This is a genomic window from Rhodococcus sp. SMB37 (assembly GCF_004345605.1).
In the GTDB taxonomy this organism is placed as follows: Bacteria; Actinomycetota; Actinomycetes; order Mycobacteriales; family Mycobacteriaceae; genus Rhodococcus.
On sequence record NZ_SLVY01000002.1, the window covers coordinates 296,942 to 315,600 of the forward strand.

At 66.8% G+C, this 18,659-nt stretch carries 19 protein-coding genes; 6 read left to right on the forward strand and 13 right to left on the reverse strand.

Annotated elements, in window-relative coordinates:
* Positions 1-138: 138 nt before the first annotated feature.
* On the forward strand, positions 139-1,638 hold the full coding sequence (locus EV641_RS04730; protein WP_132470962.1) for an LCP family protein: 1,500 nt from the start codon (positions 139-141) through the stop codon (positions 1,636-1,638).
* 36 nt (positions 1,639-1,674) lie between these two features.
* A complete protein-coding gene (locus EV641_RS04735) occupies positions 1,675-2,385 on the forward strand; it encodes a TIGR03089 family protein (protein WP_132470963.1) in 711 nt (236 codons plus the stop codon).
* A 411-nt stretch (positions 2,386-2,796) separates the two neighbouring features.
* On the opposite strand, the gene EV641_RS04740 is transcribed toward EV641_RS04735, so the two are convergent.
* Positions 2,797-3,165, reverse strand: coding sequence for a hypothetical protein (locus EV641_RS04740; protein WP_054719054.1), 369 nt, complete (start codon positions 3,163-3,165; stop codon positions 2,797-2,799).
* 94 nt (positions 3,166-3,259) lie between these two features.
* Positions 3,260-4,702: an MFS transporter gene (locus tag EV641_RS04745; RefSeq protein WP_132470964.1), complete on the reverse strand. Its 1,443-nt coding sequence runs from the start codon at positions 4,700-4,702 to the stop codon at positions 3,260-3,262.
* Between the two features lie 147 nt (positions 4,703-4,849).
* Here EV641_RS04745 and EV641_RS04750 point away from each other — a divergent pair, with 147 nt between their 5' ends.
* The gene (locus tag EV641_RS04750) at positions 4,850-5,329 is read left to right on the forward strand and encodes a MarR family transcriptional regulator (RefSeq protein WP_132470965.1); all 480 of its coding nucleotides are present in this window, start codon (positions 4,850-4,852) and stop codon (positions 5,327-5,329) included.
* Here the strand turns inward: EV641_RS04750 and EV641_RS04755 are convergent, their stop codons facing one another.
* The 7 genes from EV641_RS04755 to EV641_RS04780 form a co-directional block, all read right to left on the reverse strand.
* A complete protein-coding gene (locus EV641_RS04755) occupies positions 5,330-7,768 on the reverse strand; it encodes an ABC transporter permease (RefSeq protein WP_132470966.1) in 2,439 nt (812 codons plus the stop codon).
* Complete coding sequence (locus EV641_RS04760; RefSeq protein ID WP_132470967.1) at positions 7,765-8,550, reverse strand: ABC transporter ATP-binding protein; 786 nt, start codon at positions 8,548-8,550, stop codon at positions 7,765-7,767. The genes EV641_RS04755 and EV641_RS04760 overlap by 4 nt, the downstream gene beginning before the upstream one ends.
* A gap of 114 nt (positions 8,551-8,664) precedes the next feature.
* Positions 8,665-9,369, reverse strand: coding sequence for a response regulator transcription factor (locus EV641_RS04765; protein WP_277874476.1), 705 nt, complete (start codon positions 9,367-9,369; stop codon positions 8,665-8,667).
* Between the two features lie 10 nt (positions 9,370-9,379).
* A complete protein-coding gene (locus tag EV641_RS29655; protein ID WP_241996834.1) occupies positions 9,380-9,580 on the reverse strand; it encodes a hypothetical protein in 201 nt (66 codons plus the stop codon).
* Positions 9,531-10,556, reverse strand: coding sequence for a histidine kinase (locus EV641_RS04770; protein WP_241996835.1), 1,026 nt, complete (start codon positions 10,554-10,556; stop codon positions 9,531-9,533). Before EV641_RS04770 ends, EV641_RS29655 begins: the two co-directional genes overlap by 50 nt.
* 11 nt (positions 10,557-10,567) lie before the next feature.
* Positions 10,568-11,071, reverse strand: coding sequence for a 5-(carboxyamino)imidazole ribonucleotide mutase (gene purE / locus EV641_RS04775; RefSeq protein WP_132471105.1), 504 nt, complete (start codon positions 11,069-11,071; stop codon positions 10,568-10,570).
* A 23-nt stretch (positions 11,072-11,094) separates the two neighbouring features.
* Positions 11,095-12,366: a 5-(carboxyamino)imidazole ribonucleotide synthase gene (locus EV641_RS04780; protein WP_132470968.1), complete on the reverse strand. Its 1,272-nt coding sequence runs from the start codon at positions 12,364-12,366 to the stop codon at positions 11,095-11,097.
* 210 nt (positions 12,367-12,576) lie between these two features.
* On the opposite strand from EV641_RS04780, the gene EV641_RS04785 reads away from it, so the two are divergent.
* A complete protein-coding gene (locus tag EV641_RS04785; RefSeq protein WP_132471106.1) occupies positions 12,577-13,062 on the forward strand; it encodes a GtrA family protein in 486 nt (161 codons plus the stop codon).
* 34 nt (positions 13,063-13,096) lie between these two features.
* On the opposite strand, the gene EV641_RS04790 is transcribed toward EV641_RS04785, so the two are convergent.
* From EV641_RS04790 to EV641_RS04805, 4 genes are read right to left on the reverse strand one after another with little or no spacing between them, the layout of a single operon-like run.
* Complete coding sequence (locus EV641_RS04790; RefSeq protein ID WP_132470969.1) at positions 13,097-14,404, reverse strand: HAMP domain-containing sensor histidine kinase; 1,308 nt, start codon at positions 14,402-14,404, stop codon at positions 13,097-13,099.
* Positions 14,405-14,417: 13 nt separating this feature from the next.
* Positions 14,418-15,101, reverse strand: coding sequence for a response regulator transcription factor (locus EV641_RS04795; protein WP_132470970.1), 684 nt, complete (start codon positions 15,099-15,101; stop codon positions 14,418-14,420).
* A 48-nt stretch (positions 15,102-15,149) separates the two neighbouring features.
* The gene (locus EV641_RS04800; protein WP_054720630.1) at positions 15,150-15,713 is read right to left on the reverse strand and encodes a PH domain-containing protein; all 564 of its coding nucleotides are present in this window, start codon (positions 15,711-15,713) and stop codon (positions 15,150-15,152) included.
* Between the two features lie 23 nt (positions 15,714-15,736).
* Positions 15,737-16,585 (reverse strand): biotin--[acetyl-CoA-carboxylase] ligase, encoded by an 849-nt coding sequence (locus EV641_RS04805; protein WP_132470971.1) that lies wholly within the window; start codon positions 16,583-16,585, stop codon positions 15,737-15,739.
* 116 nt (positions 16,586-16,701) lie between these two features.
* Here EV641_RS04805 and EV641_RS04810 point away from each other — a divergent pair, with 116 nt between their 5' ends.
* Together EV641_RS04810 and EV641_RS04815 are read left to right on the forward strand one after the other, a co-directional pair.
* Positions 16,702-18,342 (forward strand): acyl-CoA carboxylase subunit beta, encoded by a 1,641-nt coding sequence (locus EV641_RS04810; protein ID WP_132470972.1) that lies wholly within the window; start codon positions 16,702-16,704, stop codon positions 18,340-18,342.
* Entirely contained in the window at positions 18,339-18,656 is a 318-nt protein-coding gene (locus EV641_RS04815) for an acyl-CoA carboxylase subunit epsilon (RefSeq protein WP_132470973.1), read from the forward strand. Before EV641_RS04810 ends, EV641_RS04815 begins: the two co-directional genes overlap by 4 nt.
* Positions 18,657-18,659: the final 3 nt, after the last annotated feature.

The following is an 18,659-nucleotide window of genomic DNA, read 5'->3' on the forward strand; positions in this document are numbered from 1 at the left end:
AGGGCGCGCCCCAGCACGGACGAGCGGCGTAGGACGCGTCCGACGGGCGCGTCGTCCCGGCCCGTACGAGAGGGAAACGCCTCCCGGCGCCCGGCCGGTGAACGCGCGAGGCCCCAGGCCACCCAAGGGGTGTCACGGGTGTTCACGGGCCGGCCGCGCCAATTCGCTGCCGCGATCGCCGCCGCACTCGTCCTGATCGCCACGGGCGTCGGATGGCGCACCTACGATTCGTTCGCGTCGTCGCTCGCATCGGTGGAAGGTCTCAACCTCGGAAACGGCACGGACGGTGCCCTCGACATCCTCCTGGTGGGTACCGACAGCCGCACCGACGCGCACGGCAACCCCCTGTCGCAGCGCGAACTCGACGCATTGCGCGCCGGTGAAGAGGTCGCCAACAACACCGACACCATCATCTTGATCCGGGTGCCCAACGACGGAAGCTCCGCGACGGCCATCTCCATCCCCCGCGACACGTACGTCGAAGTCCCGGACATCGGAATGTCCAAGATCAACGCCGCGTACGGCGCAACGAAGGAACTCGCACGGCTCGAGGCCGTCGAGTCCGGTGAAGACGAGGCCGCGGTCGAGGAAACCTCCACGAAAGCAGGCCGGGACGCATTGATCGAATCGGTCGCGGACCTGACCGGCGTGACGGTCGATCACTACGCCGAGGTCGGTCTGCTCGGGTTCGTCCTGCTCACCGACGCGGTCGGCGGCGTCGATGTGTGCCTGAACGCCCCGGTGGACGAACCGATGTCGGGCGCCCGTTTCACGGCAGGGGAACAGACCCTGCAGGGGTCCGACGCACTGAGCTTCGTCCGCCAGCGTCACGACCTGCCGCGTGGCGATCTCGATCGGATCGTGCGGCAGCAGGTGTTCATGGCCTCGCTCGTGCAGAAGGTTCTCAGCGCGAAGACGTTGAGCAATCCGTCGAAGGTGGGGCAGCTGACCGCTGCGGTGCAACGCTCGGTGGTGCTCGATTCGGATTGGGACATCGTGCAACTCGCTACCCAGATGCAGGATCTCGCGGGTGGTGCGGTGCAGTTCTCGACGATCCCGGTGCAGGACATCAATGCGATGACCGACTACGGCGAGTCCGTCGTTCAGGTCGATCCGGACGAGGTGCGTGAGTATGTGGCCGGCCTGGTCGGCGCGGACTACGACGGGTCCGAGACAACCACCACCAGCGACACGCCGACCCCCGACATCGACCCGTCGACCGTGACCGTGAACGTCTCCAACGCCGGCAGCGTGTCCGGGTTGGCATCCGAGGTGTCGCTGGCGATGAGTTCCGAAGGTTACGTCGAGGGTATGGTCGGCAACTACGAGGGCGGCACGATGTCCTCGACCACTCTGTACGCCGCCGACCCCGACTCCGACGAAGCACTCGCCGTCGCAGCCGCGCTCGGAGATGTCGACATCGACTACGACCCGAACCTCCCGTCCGGAACCGTCGAGGTGGTGCTCGCCGACGACTACACCGGCCCCGGTTCGTCGTCCTACTCCGGATCGAGCTCAGGATCCACGTCGGACACGACGACGCAATCCGATGTGGTGCCGGCGGGTGAGTCGGCGACCCCGGCCCCGGCCGCACCGCCCATCGACGCCGGGTCCGACGGACCGCGCTGCGTCAACTGATCGATTCCGCACCGACTCCCGAGAACGAGGTTTTCCGTGACCACCCTGACTACAGCCCTGCTCGACCCGATCCTCGCATCCGATCCCGCAGGCCCGCGCATCACGTGGTACGACGATGCCACCGGCGCTCGGATCGAACTGTCCGCACTCACGCTCGCAAACTGGGCAGCCAAGACCGCCAACATGATCCGCGACGAGTTCGGGGTGCTACCCGGCAGCCGGGTAGCAGTCCTGCTGCCCGCACATTGGCAGAGCGCAGCGGTCCTGCTCGGTGCATGGTGGGCAGGCACCGAGGTGGTTCTCGACGCCGACCCCGACGCGGATCTCGCGCTCGTCACCCCGGACCGGCTCGACGAGGTCGACGACGTCGCAGAGGTGGCGGCGCTGTCATTGGACGCATTCGGCCGCCCCGTCCCCGACCTACCCCCGGGCGTCACCGACTACGCCACGAATGTGCGGCTGCACGGCGACCAGTTCCGGCCCTCCGGCGCCGGCGACACCGCGCTCGGTGGCCGCACGGTCTCCGACGTGCTCGACGCTGCGAAGGCGTCAGCGTCGCGATCCGGGATCACCGGCACCGACCGTGTGCTGTCGAGCCGAACCTGGACCACGGTCGACGAACTCGTGGACGGGTTGCTCTCGGTGCTCTCCGTCGGCGCTTCCCTTGTCCAGGTGAGCAATCCCGATCCCGCCGCGCTCGAACGTCGTGTCGCGAGCGAGAAGATCACCACGCGATTGGACGCATGACACACCTGTACTGCGCCACCGGAAGTGCAGTCGGTCCCGTGCTGTAGTCTCCTTGCCGGAGTCGACACGTAGGGGGATTCGTGCCGGGGGGCTCACCATCGGAAGAACTGTTCATCGACGTCGTGGCCGTGGCCATGCTCGCGTCGACGCTCGACACGGCGTCGGACGACATGTCGGCGGCTATCGACGTCCTCGGATCAATTAGCGGTCAGCATCTCGGCGGCGCCGAATTGGATCGTGCCGCATCCGATTTCCGTGATCGGTGGCAAAACGGCATCCGCAAGATCGCGTCGGCCACAGACGGCCTCGCCACAGCGCTGACGGAGACGTGCAGTTCCTACAGCGCCCAGGTCGGGGCGACCGCCGCAGCATTGAGCACGATCGGTTCGACGCTGCCGGCGATCAAGGCTGTCATGAGCTCTGCGACGAAGTGCGGTAGCCACCGTCCTCCAGACCCGCTTCGATCTCGAACTTGTTGCGCGAACCGGGATTGCGCAATTCCTCCCACAGATAGCGCACCGCGAAGCCGAGTCCGTGACGCGCCCATTGGTCGGCGTGGACGGCCTCGTGTCGAAGCAGCCGGCGCGATGGTGGTTTTCGAGTGAGGAACACTCCCCCGATGGTGGTGCCACCGCGCGCGAATCCGCCGCGCATGCCGGTACTCACATAGAGCCCGAACTCGTCGTCGAACATCACCGCACCGCCCCAGAGGCGCGCCCACCCCAGCGCCAGAGCGGTGGGGATACGAGCGGATGACACTCCCCGCGATGCCCGCGTCATGCGGTGTGAGGTCCGGCCTGTTCTCGACACGAGTCGAGCTTACGACGACGGTGGGCGGCCCTCACACGAGGACCGCCCACCCGTGACACAGTGTTCAGGCCCGTACCGGGACGGCTTCTTCCACCTTGTCGAGGTTCTTCCGCTTGGCGACGGGGATGGTGAGCGTGATTGCGGCCGCGACCAATGCGACCCCGCACCCGATGAGCAGCCCTGTCCGGAAGCCTGCTTCGGTCGGGATGCTGTAGTCGCCCGACTGCACGCTCATCTGCGCCAGCACGACACCGACGACGGCGGCCGAGATCGACGTGCCCATCGCGCGCATCAGCGAGTTGACGCTGTTGGCCGATGCCGTTTCGCTCTGTGGGACGGAGCTCATGATCAGCGCGGGCATTGCACCGTAGGCGAATCCGACGCCGGTACTGCAGATCGCGGCAACGATCATCAGGCCCCACGTCGAGCCCATGAGCAACTGCGACGAGCCGTACGCAATCGCGATGATCACGCACCCTACGAACAGAGAGACCTTGGGCCCGCGCGCCGACGACAGCTTCCCGGCGATGGGCGAGACCGCCATCATCATCAGACCTCCGGGTGCCATCCACAGGCCCATCGCCAGCATCGACTGGCCGAGTCCGTATCCGGTTTCGGTGGGAAGCTGGAGCAACTGCGGGATGATCAGTGACTGCGCGTACATTCCGAAGCCGACGACGACCGATGCCGCGTTGGTCAGCAGCACCGCGGGCCGGGCCGCGATCCTCAGATCGACGAGCGGATCGGTGCGGCGTAGTTCCCACCAACCCCAGGCCACCAGCACGATCACCGCAAGAGCGAACAGCTCGAGAGTCGTCGAACTCCCCCATCCCCAGTCGGCCCCCTTCGACACCGCGACCAGTAGGGATGTCAGCGCGATACCAAGACCGATGGCGCCCACGATGTCGAAGCGTCCGGGATTCGCCTTGCCCTGGACATCGGGCACCACGTTCCACAGCAATACGAATACCACGGCACTGAGGACTGCTGTTGCCCAGAACAGCACACGCCAGCTCGTGTTCTCCGCGACAGCAGCCGCAATGGGGAGGCCGAGAGCGCCGCCGATCCCCATCGACGCGCTCATCAGAGCGATCGACGAGTGCAGACGCTCGGGCGGGAGAACGTCTCGCAGCAGGCTGATGCCCAGCGGAATCAGGCCGACGCCCAGCCCCTGCAAGCCACGGCCGAGGAGCATCGGCAGCAGCGACGACGACAGCGCGCACAGCACCGCACCGAGGATCAACGGAATCGTGCAGATCAACAGCATCCGACGTTTGCCGTAGGTGTCACCGAGGCGCCCGATCACCGGAGTCGCGACCGCACCCGTGAGCAGAGTGACGGTGATCACCCACGACGCATTGGACGCGGTCGTGTCCAACATCACAGGCAGTTGACCGATGAGAGGAACCACGAGCGTCTGAGTGAGAGCGCCGACGATTCCGGTGAACGCAAGCACCCCTACCAGCAGGGAGGGACGCACTTCCGGCGCCGCGACAGAACCTTGCATTGAATGAACTCCGTCTTCGAGTAAAGAAAATCCCAAGTCAGCAGGTAATATGTATTGAGCACATGGTATGCATGATGCATATTCACGGGTCAACACGGAGTTCGCCCATACTGGGAAAACGCGACCTAGGAGTGATGAGACACACAGATGGACAAGCCGACGCACCTGATCGAGTTCGAAATGATGCTCATCGGGCGGCATCTCAACTTCTTCGGCCCCCGCCGGCGAGATGCCGGACGTCTGGACCGCAGTGCGTACACCATGCTCAGCCGTCTCTCCGCCCAGGGACCGATGAGCATCGGCCAGCTGAGCGACGCATTCGGACTCGATTCATCCACGGTCAATCGCCAGACCTCGGCACTGCTGAAGACAGGGTTGGCCGAGCGGATCCCCGACCCCGACGGGGGCATCGCACGCAAGTTCCAGATCACCGAGGACGGCGCCCGACGCCTGGACCACGAACGCGCCCGAGCGATCGAGTCGCTCGAGCACGTTCTGGTCGATTGGGATGCCGAGGACGTGGCCGAATTCGCGCGCTATCTCGAACGGTTCAACACCGACATCGAGCGCTTGTCCGGCTCGCCATGGACCCGGCGCGCCGACATCGGGCAGCCGAAGAACCCGTGACTACCCGGCCAGCGCAGCGACGGGCGACACCCGACTCGCCCGCTGTGCCGGCACCAGGGAGGCGACAATGCCTGCCGCGCCACCCGCGACAACGATTCCTGCCAGCTGCAGCCAAGGCACAGCGCCGAGACCGACATGGCTCGCACCGATGACCGATGCGGTGCCGAACGTCCCGAGCACCAGACCGAGTGCGACACCCAGGATCGACGCGACTCCCGCGATGATCACTGCCTCACGCACGAGAAGGCTCCGCACCCCTGACCGGGACAGACCCACCGAGCGGAGCATCGCCGTTTCACGTCGCCGTTCGAGGACCGACAAGGCCATGGTGTTGCCGACCCCGATGAGCGCGATCACCACGGCGACCGACAGGAGGCCGGCGACGATCAGCAGCATCGTGTCGAGGACGTTCTCGAGTGTCTGCCTCATCTTCGCAGCTCCGACGACCTCGCTACCCGGAAACGCTGCCGCAGCCACCCGCGACACCTCGTCGGTGACAGCGACCAGGTCCTCCTCGGACAAATCGTCGTCCAGTTTCAGCCACATCGTTTCAGGCGCTGCCGAATCATCGACTGCACTCAGGTCGCCCATGGAGATCATGTCCGGCGACCCGGCGTCTGCAATGGCGACGGCCAGGTTCTGCATGCCGGTGCCACCGCCGACCTCGACGATCTCGCCGTCCTGCACGCCCAATGTCTCCGCCAGCGACCGCTCGAGCACGATCGTCCCCGACTCGGGCAGCCTCACATCGGTTCGGATGGTCGATGCGGTGGACACCGGATCGACGCCGAGCACAGAGAACTCCGTGCCGGCCACCGTGACCGTCGCAGACGCGATCTCTGTGCCCGCGTGAACCCCGTCGATCGCAGTGAGCCTGGCCGAACCTCCCATGGCTACCGGTTCCGCAGTCGCCGTGACAGCGATATCCACCGGGAAGTTCTCGTCGACGACCTCGGGCGCCCCGGCCTTCAGCGTGCCGATGCCCACCACGATCGTCGCCGTCAGTGTCACCCCGATGAACAGGGCCGTCGCTGTCGATGCTGTCCGGCGCGGATTGCGGCGCGCATTTCCGGCCGCGAGTGCTGCGACCGGCCCGCCCGCCCGGGCGAAGGCATCACCGACAGCCCCCACTGCCGCGGGCACGATCCGGCGCGAGGCCAGGACGACACCCACGAACAGCAGCAGACCGCCGGGACACGCGATCAGCACATTGCTCACCCAGGCGCCGATCACCAGCAATGCCGAGCCTCCGGCCATCGCCAGCAGCGCACACGCGCGGCGCACCCACGACTCGCCCACCGACTCGGGCTGAGCCTCGAGCGGATGCAACGCCGCGAGCGCCGACACTCGTGTCGCTGTTCGAGCCGCGCCGTTCGCTGCGACCACCGTGACGACGGTTCCGAGTACGAGCCCGGCGACAATCGTCGTGATCGTCACAGAGACGGAGGTGAGCGGGATCGGAGCATCCGCTGCGCGGGCACCCGCAACAACGCCCGCCGCGAGCCCACACCCGGCGAGCACGCCGAGAACGGCGGAGACGAAGCCGACGATCAGCGCCTCACCTCGCACACTGCGCCGCACCTGGGAAGCGGTGACACCGACGCATCGCATGAGCGCCAGTTCGCGGGTCCGTGCGGCAAGCAGCACCGCGAACGTGTTCGCGATGACGAGTCCCGCGACGACCACCGCGATCGCAGCGAAGCACAGCAGAACGTTGCGCAGCAACGCGATGTCCCCGACGTGCGCGTCGGACACCGCAGTGGCACGCGCCTCACCCGAGACCACCTCGGTCCCCGGCGCGGCGAGCGCGACCGCGTCGCGCACCGCATCACCGTCGCCCGCGACACGTATCTCCCAGTCCGCGGACCCGCCGGACCACGCCCGGACCTGTGCGGCGCTACCGAAGATCTGGCCCGAATCCATTGCGAGGGGCGAACCTGCCACGTCCACGACACCGACCACAGTCACGGACGCGGGTGCCATCTCACCCGACAGATCGGCCACCGTCACGGTGTCACCGACCGCGCGTCCCGATGACGAACCCACCGCGATCTCTCCGTCGCCGGCGGGCCATCGTCCATCCGCGAGACGTTGCCAGCGCATCGACTCGTCGGATGCGATCGTGGCCGCAGTACCGTACCCGGATGCTCCGTCCGCGAGCCGGACGGGACCGGTCACGTCGAGGGTGGCCGCGCGCACACCCGGCGCTGCCCCGACCGCGGACAACGTCCGATCCGGGTCCGTGGCGGGCCCCTCGGGTGTCACCACCGAGGAAATCCCTTCATACTGCGCCGCAGTCGCTTTCGTGATCGACGCATTCACGGTGTCACTGAGCACGAGAGTCAGCACGACGAACGCCACCGCTACGATCACCGCGAGCGCCGTCGCGACGTACCGTCCTCGGTGGGCACGGGCCTGCGCCAGAACCAGGTGCCTCATCGCGCCGCCACCGCCGCACCGGTCACGCTCAGCGCGCGCATCGTGTCGATGACGGTATCCGTGGTGGGGTGCGCGATCTCACCGGCAGGGCGGCCATCGGCCAGCAGAACCACCCGGTCCGAATACGACGCGGCAACCGGATCGTGCGTCACCATCACCACCGTCTGACCGGTTTCCCGCGCACTCGACCGCAGCATCGACAGCACCTCCGCGCCGGATTGCGAATCGAGATTGCCGGTCGGTTCGTCGGCGAAGATGACGTCGGGTTGTGGCAACAGCGCCCGCGCGACAGCCACGCGCTGCTGCTGACCACCGGACATCTCGTGTGGCAGATGGTCGAGACGAGCGCTCAGCCCGAGGCGACCGGTCACCTCGTCGAACCACTCCTGCGACGGTCGCGTGCCGGCGAGACGCATCGGCAGCAGCACGTTGTCGCGGGCGGTGAGTACCGGCAGCAGGTTGAACGCTTGGAACACGAAACCGATACGGTCGCGGCGTAATCCGGTCAGCACCGCATCCGAGGCGGCACTGATCTCGACATCCTCTCGGCGACCGTCACCGTGAAGAACCACACGCCCGGAATCGACCCCGTCGAGACCGGCGAGGGCATGCATGAGGGTCGATTTACCGGAGCCCGACGGACCCATGATCGCGGTGAAGCGGCCTCGCTCGAACGCGATGGAGACCCCGTCGAGGGCACGCACCTCGGCATCACCGCGTCCGTAGACACGGACCACGTCGTGAGCGGAACAAGCCGGAACGAATGTGCTTCTCGAAGTCATACATCGACGGTAGGAACGATGTGTCGCGAGAACATCGGAGCGCGGCTCCATCTTGCCCCACGCCGCCCTCACACCCTGGTAGTACCGACCTACGACGCGAGTCCGACCACGGTCCTACTCACCCGCTCCGAGCAGCTCGTCGGGCCGCACGAGACCGGCACGGAATGCGAACAGCACCGCCTGGACCCGATCGCGTGAGCCGGTCTTCGCAAGAACCCTACCCACATGGGTCTTCACGGTTCCGGCCGACAGCACGAACCGATCGGCGATTTCGGTGTTGGTGAACCCGTGAGCCATCGCAACGAGAACCTCGAGTTCACGAGGCGTGAGACCGTCCGGAACCGGCACTGCTGCAGCAGAACTCGAGTGCCCCTCCCCTAACAGTGGCGTGACGTGCTGCAGCAGACGACGTGTTGCGCGCGGCGCCATGACAGCATCGCCTCGGTGCACCGTCCGCACTGCATCGAGCAGGTCCTCCGGAAGGGCGTCCTTGAGGAGGAAGCCGCTCGCGCCCGCAGCGATCGCCTGAACGACGTAGTCGTCGTTGTCGAACGTGGTGAGCACCACAACTTTCGGGGCATCCGGAGCGCGCAGGAGGGCACGGGTCGCGGAGATCCCGTCGAGCCGCGGCATCTGGACGTCCATCAGGACCACGTCGGCGTGCACCCGACCGAGTTCGACGACCGCAGCCTCGCCGTCGGAGGCCTCGGCGACCACTTCGATGTCGGGTTGCGACTCGAGCACCATACGGAAGCCCGCGCGCACGAGCTGCTGATCGTCGACGAGTGCGACGCGGATGGGGTCGGCGAATTCGATCACGGCCGCCAGCCTATGCCGGGACCTCGGCACGGACCCGATAGCCACCGCCGCCCCGTGGCCCGGTGATCGAGCGACCACCGTGCAGCCGAGCACGCTCTTCGATACCGGTCAGCCCCTGTCCCCCCGGCCGAGCTTCCACGAGCGCGGCGGCGCCGCGACCGTCATCGACGATCTCGACGACGAGTGTGTCGGCGCGCCAGTCGAGGGTCACCTCGGTGTGCGCGAGGTCCAGCGTGTTTGAGGACGTTCGTGAGAGATTCCTGCACGATCCGGTAGACGGACAGGCCCAGGCCATCGGAGACATGACGGATCTCCCCGGTCACAGCGAGCGTCACTTCCAGGCCGCTCGTACGTATCTGCTCGACGAGCGTGGGGATATCGCCGATACCCGGTGTCGTGGTGAATTCACGCGGTGCGTCTTCTCGCAGTACCGACAGCAGCGATCGCATGTCGGTCAACGCCCGTCGACCCGTTTCGGAGATCGTCGTGAGCGCGGTGGCCGCCGCATCCGGGTCGGCGGACGCCGCGTACCGGCCACCGTCGGCCTGGGCAATGATCGCGGTGAGCGAATGCGCGACGATGTCGTGCATCTCCCGCGCGATGCGCGTCCGTTCCTGGGTCGCGGCAAGTTCGGCCTCTTTGAGACGTTCGACCTCGAGCAATCGGTTGCGTTCGGTCAGGGCTTCCATCTCCCGCACCCGCAGACCCCGGAGACGGCCGAACGCCCACACCCCACCCACGAACAGTGCCACCATCGTCGCCGACGCCACCGTGTCGAAGAGGGTGCGCCCTTCGTACTGCCCGAAGAAGCGGATCCCGGCCAGCGCTCCCCCGGTCACCGCCGCCACCAGGGCGATGTTGGCCCACAGGCGCGGGGCATATGCAGCGAGCGCATACACCGCCATGGGTACCGCGACCGGCGCCACCGGCGACATGTCCGAGGACACCGCGAGGTGACCGAATGCCGCAGCGGCCACGACCGCGCCCGCGAGCACCGGACGGGTGCGGCGCCAGGCGAGAGGCACACTCAACGCCAGGACGAGCGCCGCATCACTCCACTCCAGATCCGAGGTCGCCACGACGAGCAATCCGAACGCCGTGACCAGGCCGGCGATGACCGAGTCGACGACGAACACGCGGCCACGACTCCACCGTTGCCAGCGTTCGATCATCGAGGTGGTCTGCACGGATCACACCGTCAGCCGAGCAGCTTCTGCCGCAACGCCTCGTCCTTGTCGAGCACCATGCTCTCGAGTCCGGCCTGGAACTGCTCCATGCGTTCACTCAGCGCCGGGTCGGCAGTCCCGAGAATGCGGGCCGCGAGCAGTCCGGCGTTACGTGCCCCGCCGATCGACACGGTGGCCACGGGGACACCAGCAGGCATCTGCACGATCGACAGCAGCGAGTCCATTCCGTCGAGGTACTTCAACGGAACCGGAACCCCGATCACGGGCAGCGGGGTCGCGGACGCCACCATCCCGGGCAGGTGGGCTGCACCGCCGGCCCCAGCGATGATGACCTTGATCCCGCGACCGGCGGCGTCCTTCGCGTAATCGAGCATGCGCTGGGGGGTGCGGTGAGCGGATACGACACCGACCTCGAATCGGATACCGAACTCGGCGAGCGCCTCGGCAGCGGCCTCCATCGTGGGCCAATCCGAATCGCTGCCCATGATCAGGCCGACCTGTGCGCCCTGTGTCATGGCGGTTCCCTGCGTCGTGTCTGTCACTCTGATTCTCCCGTGTGTTCGTTCCAGCCGTCGGTCCACTCTGCGTGCGAAAGCCAGTGCGCGGCGCGCTCTGCACGTTCCCGGACCGCGGCGACGTACTCCGCGTCCTCGAGCGAGCCGGACGGTGCGCCGAGCAGGTTGACGTGCCCGATCTTGCGGTCCTTGCGTTCGCCCTTGCCGTAGAGGTGCACGCGCACATCGGGCATCCGCGCGAACAGGTGATGCAGTCGCTCGTCCATGCTCATTGCCGGTGCTTCCGGGGCACCGAGGACGTTCGCCATCACGACGACAGGCGCGAGGGGCGTCGTGTCACCGAGCGGGTAGTCGAGCACCGCGCGCAGGTGCTGCTCGAACTGGCCCGTACGCGCACCGTCCATTCCCCAGTGGCCGGAGTTGTGGGGGCGCATCGCGAGTTCGTTGACGATCAGCTCACCGGCCTGCGTCTCGAACAGTTCGACGGCCATCACACCCACCACACCGAGTTCGCCTGCGATCCGCAACGCAAGTTGTTCCGCCGCGGCCGCGACGTCCGCAGGCAGGTTCGGTGCTGGTGCGATCACGACGGAGCACTGGCCGTCGCGTTGCACGGTCTCCACGACGGGCCAGCTTGCACCCTGCCCGAACGGCGAGCGCGCGACCATCGCCGACAGCTCCCGACGCCACGCGACCTTCTCCTCCGCGAGCAGCGGCACACCGCGGCCGAGTTGCTCGGCGACGATCCGCTCGAGTTCGGTCTCGTCGTCGACGATCCACACTCCGCGGCCGTCGTACCCGCCGCGGGCAGCCTTGAGTACGAACGGCCATCCGAGGTGGTCCCGCGCCGAGGCGAGGTCGACGGTCGAGTTGATCTCCGCGAACTTAGGCATGGGCGCGTCCAACGCACCGAGCCGCTTGCGCATCGCGATCTTGTCCTGCGCGAAGATCAGCGCCTGCGGCGGAGGCAGCACGGCGACACCCTCGCTCTGCAGAACTTCGAGGTGCTCGGTGGGGACGCCCTCGTGGTCGAAGGTCAGCGCGTGGGCACCCGTTGCGGCGCGCCGCAACGCGTCGAGATCGTCGTGGCTGCCGAATACGACGTCGGGGCTCACCTGAGCGGCCGGTTCGTCCTCACTGCCCGCGAGTACCCGCAGCGTCTGGCCGAGCGCGATCGCAGCCTGATGCGTCATCCGCGCGAGCTGGCCACCGCCGATCATCGTCACGACGGGCATCCCGGTCGTCAGGGCGCGGGGAGAATCGGGGCTGGGGAGCGAGTCAGGTCTACCGGTCACAGCTGACAATGGTGTCACAGCGCGCCCGTCGCCTTCGCGTGGCGATCAGGTGAACATTTCGGGACTGACATTCCGATTCGTCACTTTCCTGTGGTAGGCCTGAAAATTTTCGCTGTGGTTCGTAGAAACCGCTCCGAGTTTCGTAGACTCGGCCGAGTGTCCGTCGTCGATGATGCTCTGAGCCGCTTTCCCGCACCACTACGAGAGCTGATGCTGCGTCACCGTGAACTCATCAAGTTCGCGATCGTCGGAGGCACGACTTTCCTGATCGACTCCGGGATCTTCTACACCTTGAAGCTGACGGTCCTCTCGGAGAAACCTGTCACCGCGAAGATCATCGCCGGGGTCGTTGCGGTGATCTGCTCGTACATCCTCAACCGCGAATGGTCGTTCCGGAACCGTGGCGGGCGGGAACGCGCGCACGAAGCGTTCCTGTTCTTCTTCGTCAGCGGCATCGGAGTCGTGCTCAGCTTCATTCCGTTGTGGATCTCGAGTTACGTGTTCAACCTGCGTGTGCCCGAGGTCAGTCTCGCCGTCGAGAACATCGCCGACTTCGTCAGCGCGTACGTCATCGGAAACCTGCTGCAGATGTTCTTCCGTTTCTACTGTTTCAAGCGGTTCGTGTTCCCCGACGAAACCATGCCGGACGTGCACACCGTGGAGGAACTGGACAGGCCCGACCTCGACCGGACCTGACGACACTGCTCATCTCGGTTCCCGGACTCACTGCTCATCTCGGTTCCCGGACTCCGCCGGGGGGTACCGACGTCCAGTCGCGGGCCCCACCGAGGAACATCGCGAACAACGCGGGTCTGCGCCGCTGCAGTTCGAGGCGCCCACCGTCCGCTTCCGCGAGTGCGCGCGCGAGGGCCAGACCGACACCGGTGGATCCGCGCCCGGAGAAGCCTCGTTCGAAGATGTGTGGCACGAGATCGTCGCTGACGCCCTCCCCTTCGTCGCTGACTTCGACACACACCGTCGAATCTCCCCGCATCGCAACCTCCCGAACGGCGACCGTGCAGGTTCCTCCTCCGTGAGCGAGAGCGTTGTCGACGAGAACCGCTACCGCTTCACGGAGGCGCGAGGCGGTCACGGACGAGCGCAGGGCCGGGTCACCTCGAAGCAGCAGCTCGCGGCCGGCATCCTGATAGGGGCCTCGCCAGTCCGCGATCACCCCCGCCAGTTCCCCCACCACGGACACCTCGGCGCGAAGTTCGGCGCCGCTGTTCCGCGACTGACGAACCAGCCCGTCGATGGCGACGGTGAGGCGATCCACCTGGGCCATCGCGGCTTCTGCCTCCTCGACCACCGTCGGGTCCTCATGTGTGGAGAGTTCGTCGAGCCGCAATCTGATCGCGGTCATGCGGGAGCGGAGTTGATGGGAGACGTCGCCGACGAGCGCGTGCTCGCGTTGCAGCCGCCCCGAGATCTCCACCGCCGCGGCGTCGAGGACGTCCGACACCCGGTCCAGTTCGACGATGGAATGACGCTGCGGCACCGGCTTGAAGTCGCCCTCGGCGAGCCTGGCAGCACGCGCAGCGACATCGCGCAGCGGGAGGGCCAGCCGCCGGGCGGTGGCCACCGCGACCAGTGCACCCACCGCGACGGACAGCAGCACGAGGAACCCGACCGCGGCGAGCACCTGCCGTTGCAGCGTGCGCATACCCTCGGAGGGCGCCTCGACCCGCAGCGACCCCGAGGTACCCATCGACAAGGATTCGACGAGGGGGTTCGCCGGGGTGACGTCACCGATGTCGAGGCGCGCCGCTTCGTTCTCGGGAGTGGGATACACGGCGACCACCCGCCCACCGTCGGGTACGAGCAGGCGCAGCGAACTGGTGTCGAGTCCGCCGACCACAAGGCCGTCGGTGCCTTCCTGCGCAATGATCTCGTCGGACATCCGTTCGAGCCGATCCCGAAGGTCTCGGCGTGTGGTGTCCTCCACGAACAAGTAGGCAGTGAAAGCGAGGGGAAGCCCGAGCAGAAGAGCGACGAGCAGCACCGCGGCCAGGACGGCGTTGAGGATGCGCCTGCGCACCGTCGCGCCCCCTCTAGTCGGTGTTCAGCCGGAAACCGACCCCGCGCACGGTTGCGATGCGTCGTTCCCCCGCGGGCCCCTCGTCGCCGATCTTCCGGCGTAGCCACGACATGTGCATGTCGAGGGTCTTCGAACCTCGGAGGTCGGCGTCGCCCCACACTTCGTCGAGAATCGCGTCGCGTGAGACGACCTGACCGGCATGTTCGAGCAGGACACGCAGGAGTTCGTACTCCTTGTTGGCAAGGGTGACCTCGGAGCCGTCGACGAGAACCCGCCGGGCCGCGTGCTCGAGGCGGATGCCGGAGACCTCGACGACCTCGTCCGCGTCTCCACCACCGCGGCGGCGCAGCAGCGCCCGTACCCGCGCCATCAGTTCGGCGAGCCGGAACGGCTTGCCGACGTAGTCGTCGGCGCCGGCGTCGAGTCCCACTACGAAATCGACCTCGTCGGTGCGCGCGGTGAGCATCAGCACTGCCAGGTCGGAACGGTTCGCCCTGATCTGACGGCACACTTCGAGGCCGTCCATACCCGGCAGCCCGAGGTCGAGGATCAACAACTCGTAGTTTCCGGAGAGCGCTTGTTCGAGCGCACTGGGACCGGCGGCCTCGATGGTCACCTCGTAGCCCTCACGCCCGAGGGCGCGGGACAGGGGCGCCGCGATGGCTTCGTCGTCTTCCGCTAGCAGAACGGCAGTCACTCGCTCAGCCTACGGACAATGCGGTGGGAAACCAGATCACCACGCCAGTCACCACGCCTTCCGATGTCTCTCGCCTTCACCCGACGGTGGCGCCACTGACCGGCCGGTGGACGACTCGCCCTGCGCATCGAAGGCCGTCCGGTACAGCAACGTGTGGACCTTCTGGACATCGGGGATGTCGTCGAACTCGAGTGGGTCGTCTGCCGCAGAAACCACGACGAGCGTGCCTGTGCGCAGGAGCCGGTCGACCAGTCCGTGCCGGAACTGCACGTTGCTGATCCGCCCCATCGGGATGTCGATACCGGAATGGGTGATCACGCCCTGGCGCACGAGGACCCGCCGATCCGTGACGATGAAATGCGTGGTCAGCCACCGGATCAACGGCGCGAGACACCGCCACCCCATGAGGACGGCCCACAACACCAGAACCGCGATGACCAGGAAAGTGGACGCCCCACCGTCCAGGCGGGTCTGCGCGAGCCCCACGAGGAACCCGGCGACAGCCGTGGCCAGCAAAAAGACGATGACCGGAACGATCAGCATCTTCGCGTGTGGATGCCGGTGGAGTAGCAGGTTCTCATCCGGTGCGAGGGCGTCCTCCGGGTATCCCATGGGCACCACGATTGCACATAGGTCTACACCGGCCGCAGGTGCGTGATGTCGCCGGCAGCGACCGCGACGGGCTCGCCCTCGCCGTCCGGTTGGATGACGATGCGGCCCTGCTCGTCGATGTTCACGGCGACCCCGTGCAGTTCGGTGTCGCCGGGCAGGATCGCGCGCACCCGCCTGCCGATTGTGCTGCACCGATCCCGGTACGCGTCGGCAGCGACCGTCGGATCCCAGCCGTGCCGTTCCCATTGCCGGATGCGCTCACCGAACGAGGTCAGCAAAGCCTCTGCCAGCCTCGTGCGATCGAGTTCGCCGGCCCCGGCGAGCAGCAGTGACGTCGCCGTGGGCACCGGCAATTCGTCCTCGGTGAGGGTGACGTTGAGCCCGACACCGACGACAACCGTGGGAACCGGGGCCGTCGACGCGACCTCAACGAGGATGCCGGCGAGTTTGCGGCCGTCGACGAGAACGTCGTTGGGCCATTTGAGCTCGGCCGGAACGCCGGTGACCTGGTGGATAGCGTCGACCGTCGCGATGCCCGTGAGCAGCGGAAGCCAACCGAGATCGGGAAGGGCGACACCCGGCAGCTTCAGCAGCACCGACACGATCACCTGCGCCCCGGGAATTCCGTTCCAGGCGCGCGAGTGCCGCCCGCGTCCGCCACTCTGGAACTCGGCGAGCAGCACCCGGCGGTCGCCGGATGCGGCCTCGGCGAGCAGGTCGGCGTTCGTCGACCCCGTCTCGTCGACGACATCGAGGCGTTCGTAGAACCCCGCGCTGCTCCCGGCACCGTCGACCAGCACTTTCCGCAAACGCGACACGTCGAGCGGCGATCGCGGATCGGGGTCGTTCGGCAATTCGGGGTTACGCGGCATGGGTCCAGCCTAAAGTGGGCGAACATTGGTACTGGCCGGTAGCTTCAGTTCAATCATTCAACGCACACGGACCTCCGTGCGGCAGTGCAGATTGACGATCGCTAAGCTGACTGCCCATGACCACTGTCCAGGAGCCGTCCGCGCCCGAGGCGGCGAGTACGCCCGATATCCACACCACCGCTGGCAAGCTGGCAGACCTGCGCGAACGCCAGGCCAAGTCGCAGGCTCCGGTCGGTGAAGCAGCCATCGAGAAGGTCCACGCCAAGGGCAAGATGACCGCCCGCGAGCGCATCACCGCGCTCCTCGACGAAGGCTCGTTCGTCGAGATCGATGCGCTCGCCCGCCACCGCAGCACCAATTTCGGCCTCGCCGACAACCGTCCCATCGGCGACGGCGTCGTCACCGGTTACGGCACGGTCGACGGCCGCGACGTCTGCGTGTTCTCCCAGGACGCGACCGTCTTCGGTGGCAGCCTCGGTGAGGTCTACGGCGAGAAGATCGTCAAGGTCATGGATCTGGCGCTTCGCACCGGCCGACCGTTGATCGGCATCAACGAAGGCGCCGGCGCTCGGATCCAGGAAGGCGTTGTCTCCCTCGGCCTCTACGGCGAGATCTTCCACCGCAACGTGCAGGCCTCCGGCGTGATCCCCCAGATCTCGCTGATCATGGGCCCCGCTGCCGGCGGGCACGTCTACTCCCCCGCCCTGACCGACTTCGTGGTGATGGTCGACAAGACCAGCCAGATGTTCGTCACCGGCCCCGATGTCATCAAGACCGTCACCGGCGAAGACGTCACCATGGAAGACCTCGGTGGCGCTCACACCCACATGGTCAAGTCGGGTGTCGCCCATTACGTCGGAAGCGACGAGCAGGACGCCCTCGACTACGTCAAGGATCTGCTCTCCTACCTGCCGTCGAACAACCAGGCCGCGGCGCCGCGCATGGCCCCGACAGATCCGATCGCCGGCTCCATCGAAGATTCGCTCACCGACGAGGATCTCGATCTCGACACGATCATCCCGGATTCCGCGAACCAGCCGTACGACATGCACGAGGTCATCCGTCGCCTCCTCGACGACGACGAGTTCCTCGAAGTTCAGGCCGAACGCGCCCAGAACATCATCGTGGGCTTCGGTCGCGTCGACGGCCGCAGCGTCGGCATCGTCGCCAACCAGCCGACGCAGTTCGCCGGCTGCCTCGACATCGACGCCTCCGAGAAGGCCGCCCGCTTCGTGCGCACCTGCGACGCGTTCAACGTCCCGATCATCACGCTGGTCGACGTCCCCGGTTTCCTGCCCGGCACCGAGCAGGAGTACAACGGCATCATCCGCCGCGGCGCGAAGCTCCTCTACGCGTACGGCGAGGCGACTGTCGGCAAGATCACCGTCATCACCCGCAAGGCCTACGGCGGCGCGTACGACGTGATGGGCTCGAAGCACATGGGTGCCGACCTCAACCTCGCGTGGCCGACCGCGCAGATCGCCGTCATGGGCGCCTCGGGTGCCGTCGGGTTCGTGTACCGCGGCAAGCTCAAGGACGCCGCCGCAAACGGCGAGGACGTCGACGCACTGCGCCTCGAGCTGCAGAACGAGTACGAGGACACCCTCGTGAATCCATACGTCGCGGCAGAGCGCGGTTACGTCGACGCGGTCATCCCGCCGTCGCACACCCGCGGCCAGATCGTGTCCGCACTGCGACTGCTCGAGCGCAAGATGGTCTCGCTCCCGCCGAAGAAGCATGGGAACATTCCGCTGTGACCGCGCTGACCGAGGAAGAGATCATCACTGACGCAGAGCTGACCGCCGTGACCGACGGTGCCCTCGAGGGCACCGACACCCCGGCGACCGCGAACGCAGAGCCTGCAGCGGACTCCGACGCACCCGCAATCCGGATCGTGAAGGGCAACCCGACCGACGCCGATGTCGCAGCGTTGGTCACGGTGCTCGCGGCTGCCGCCGCGGACGGCGCACCCGAGGGCGACGGCAAGCCGCCGGAGACATGGGGCGACCCCACCCGGATGCACCGCCAGTGGGCTCCGTTCTCGCCGTATTCGTACCCCAACCGCGGCTGATCG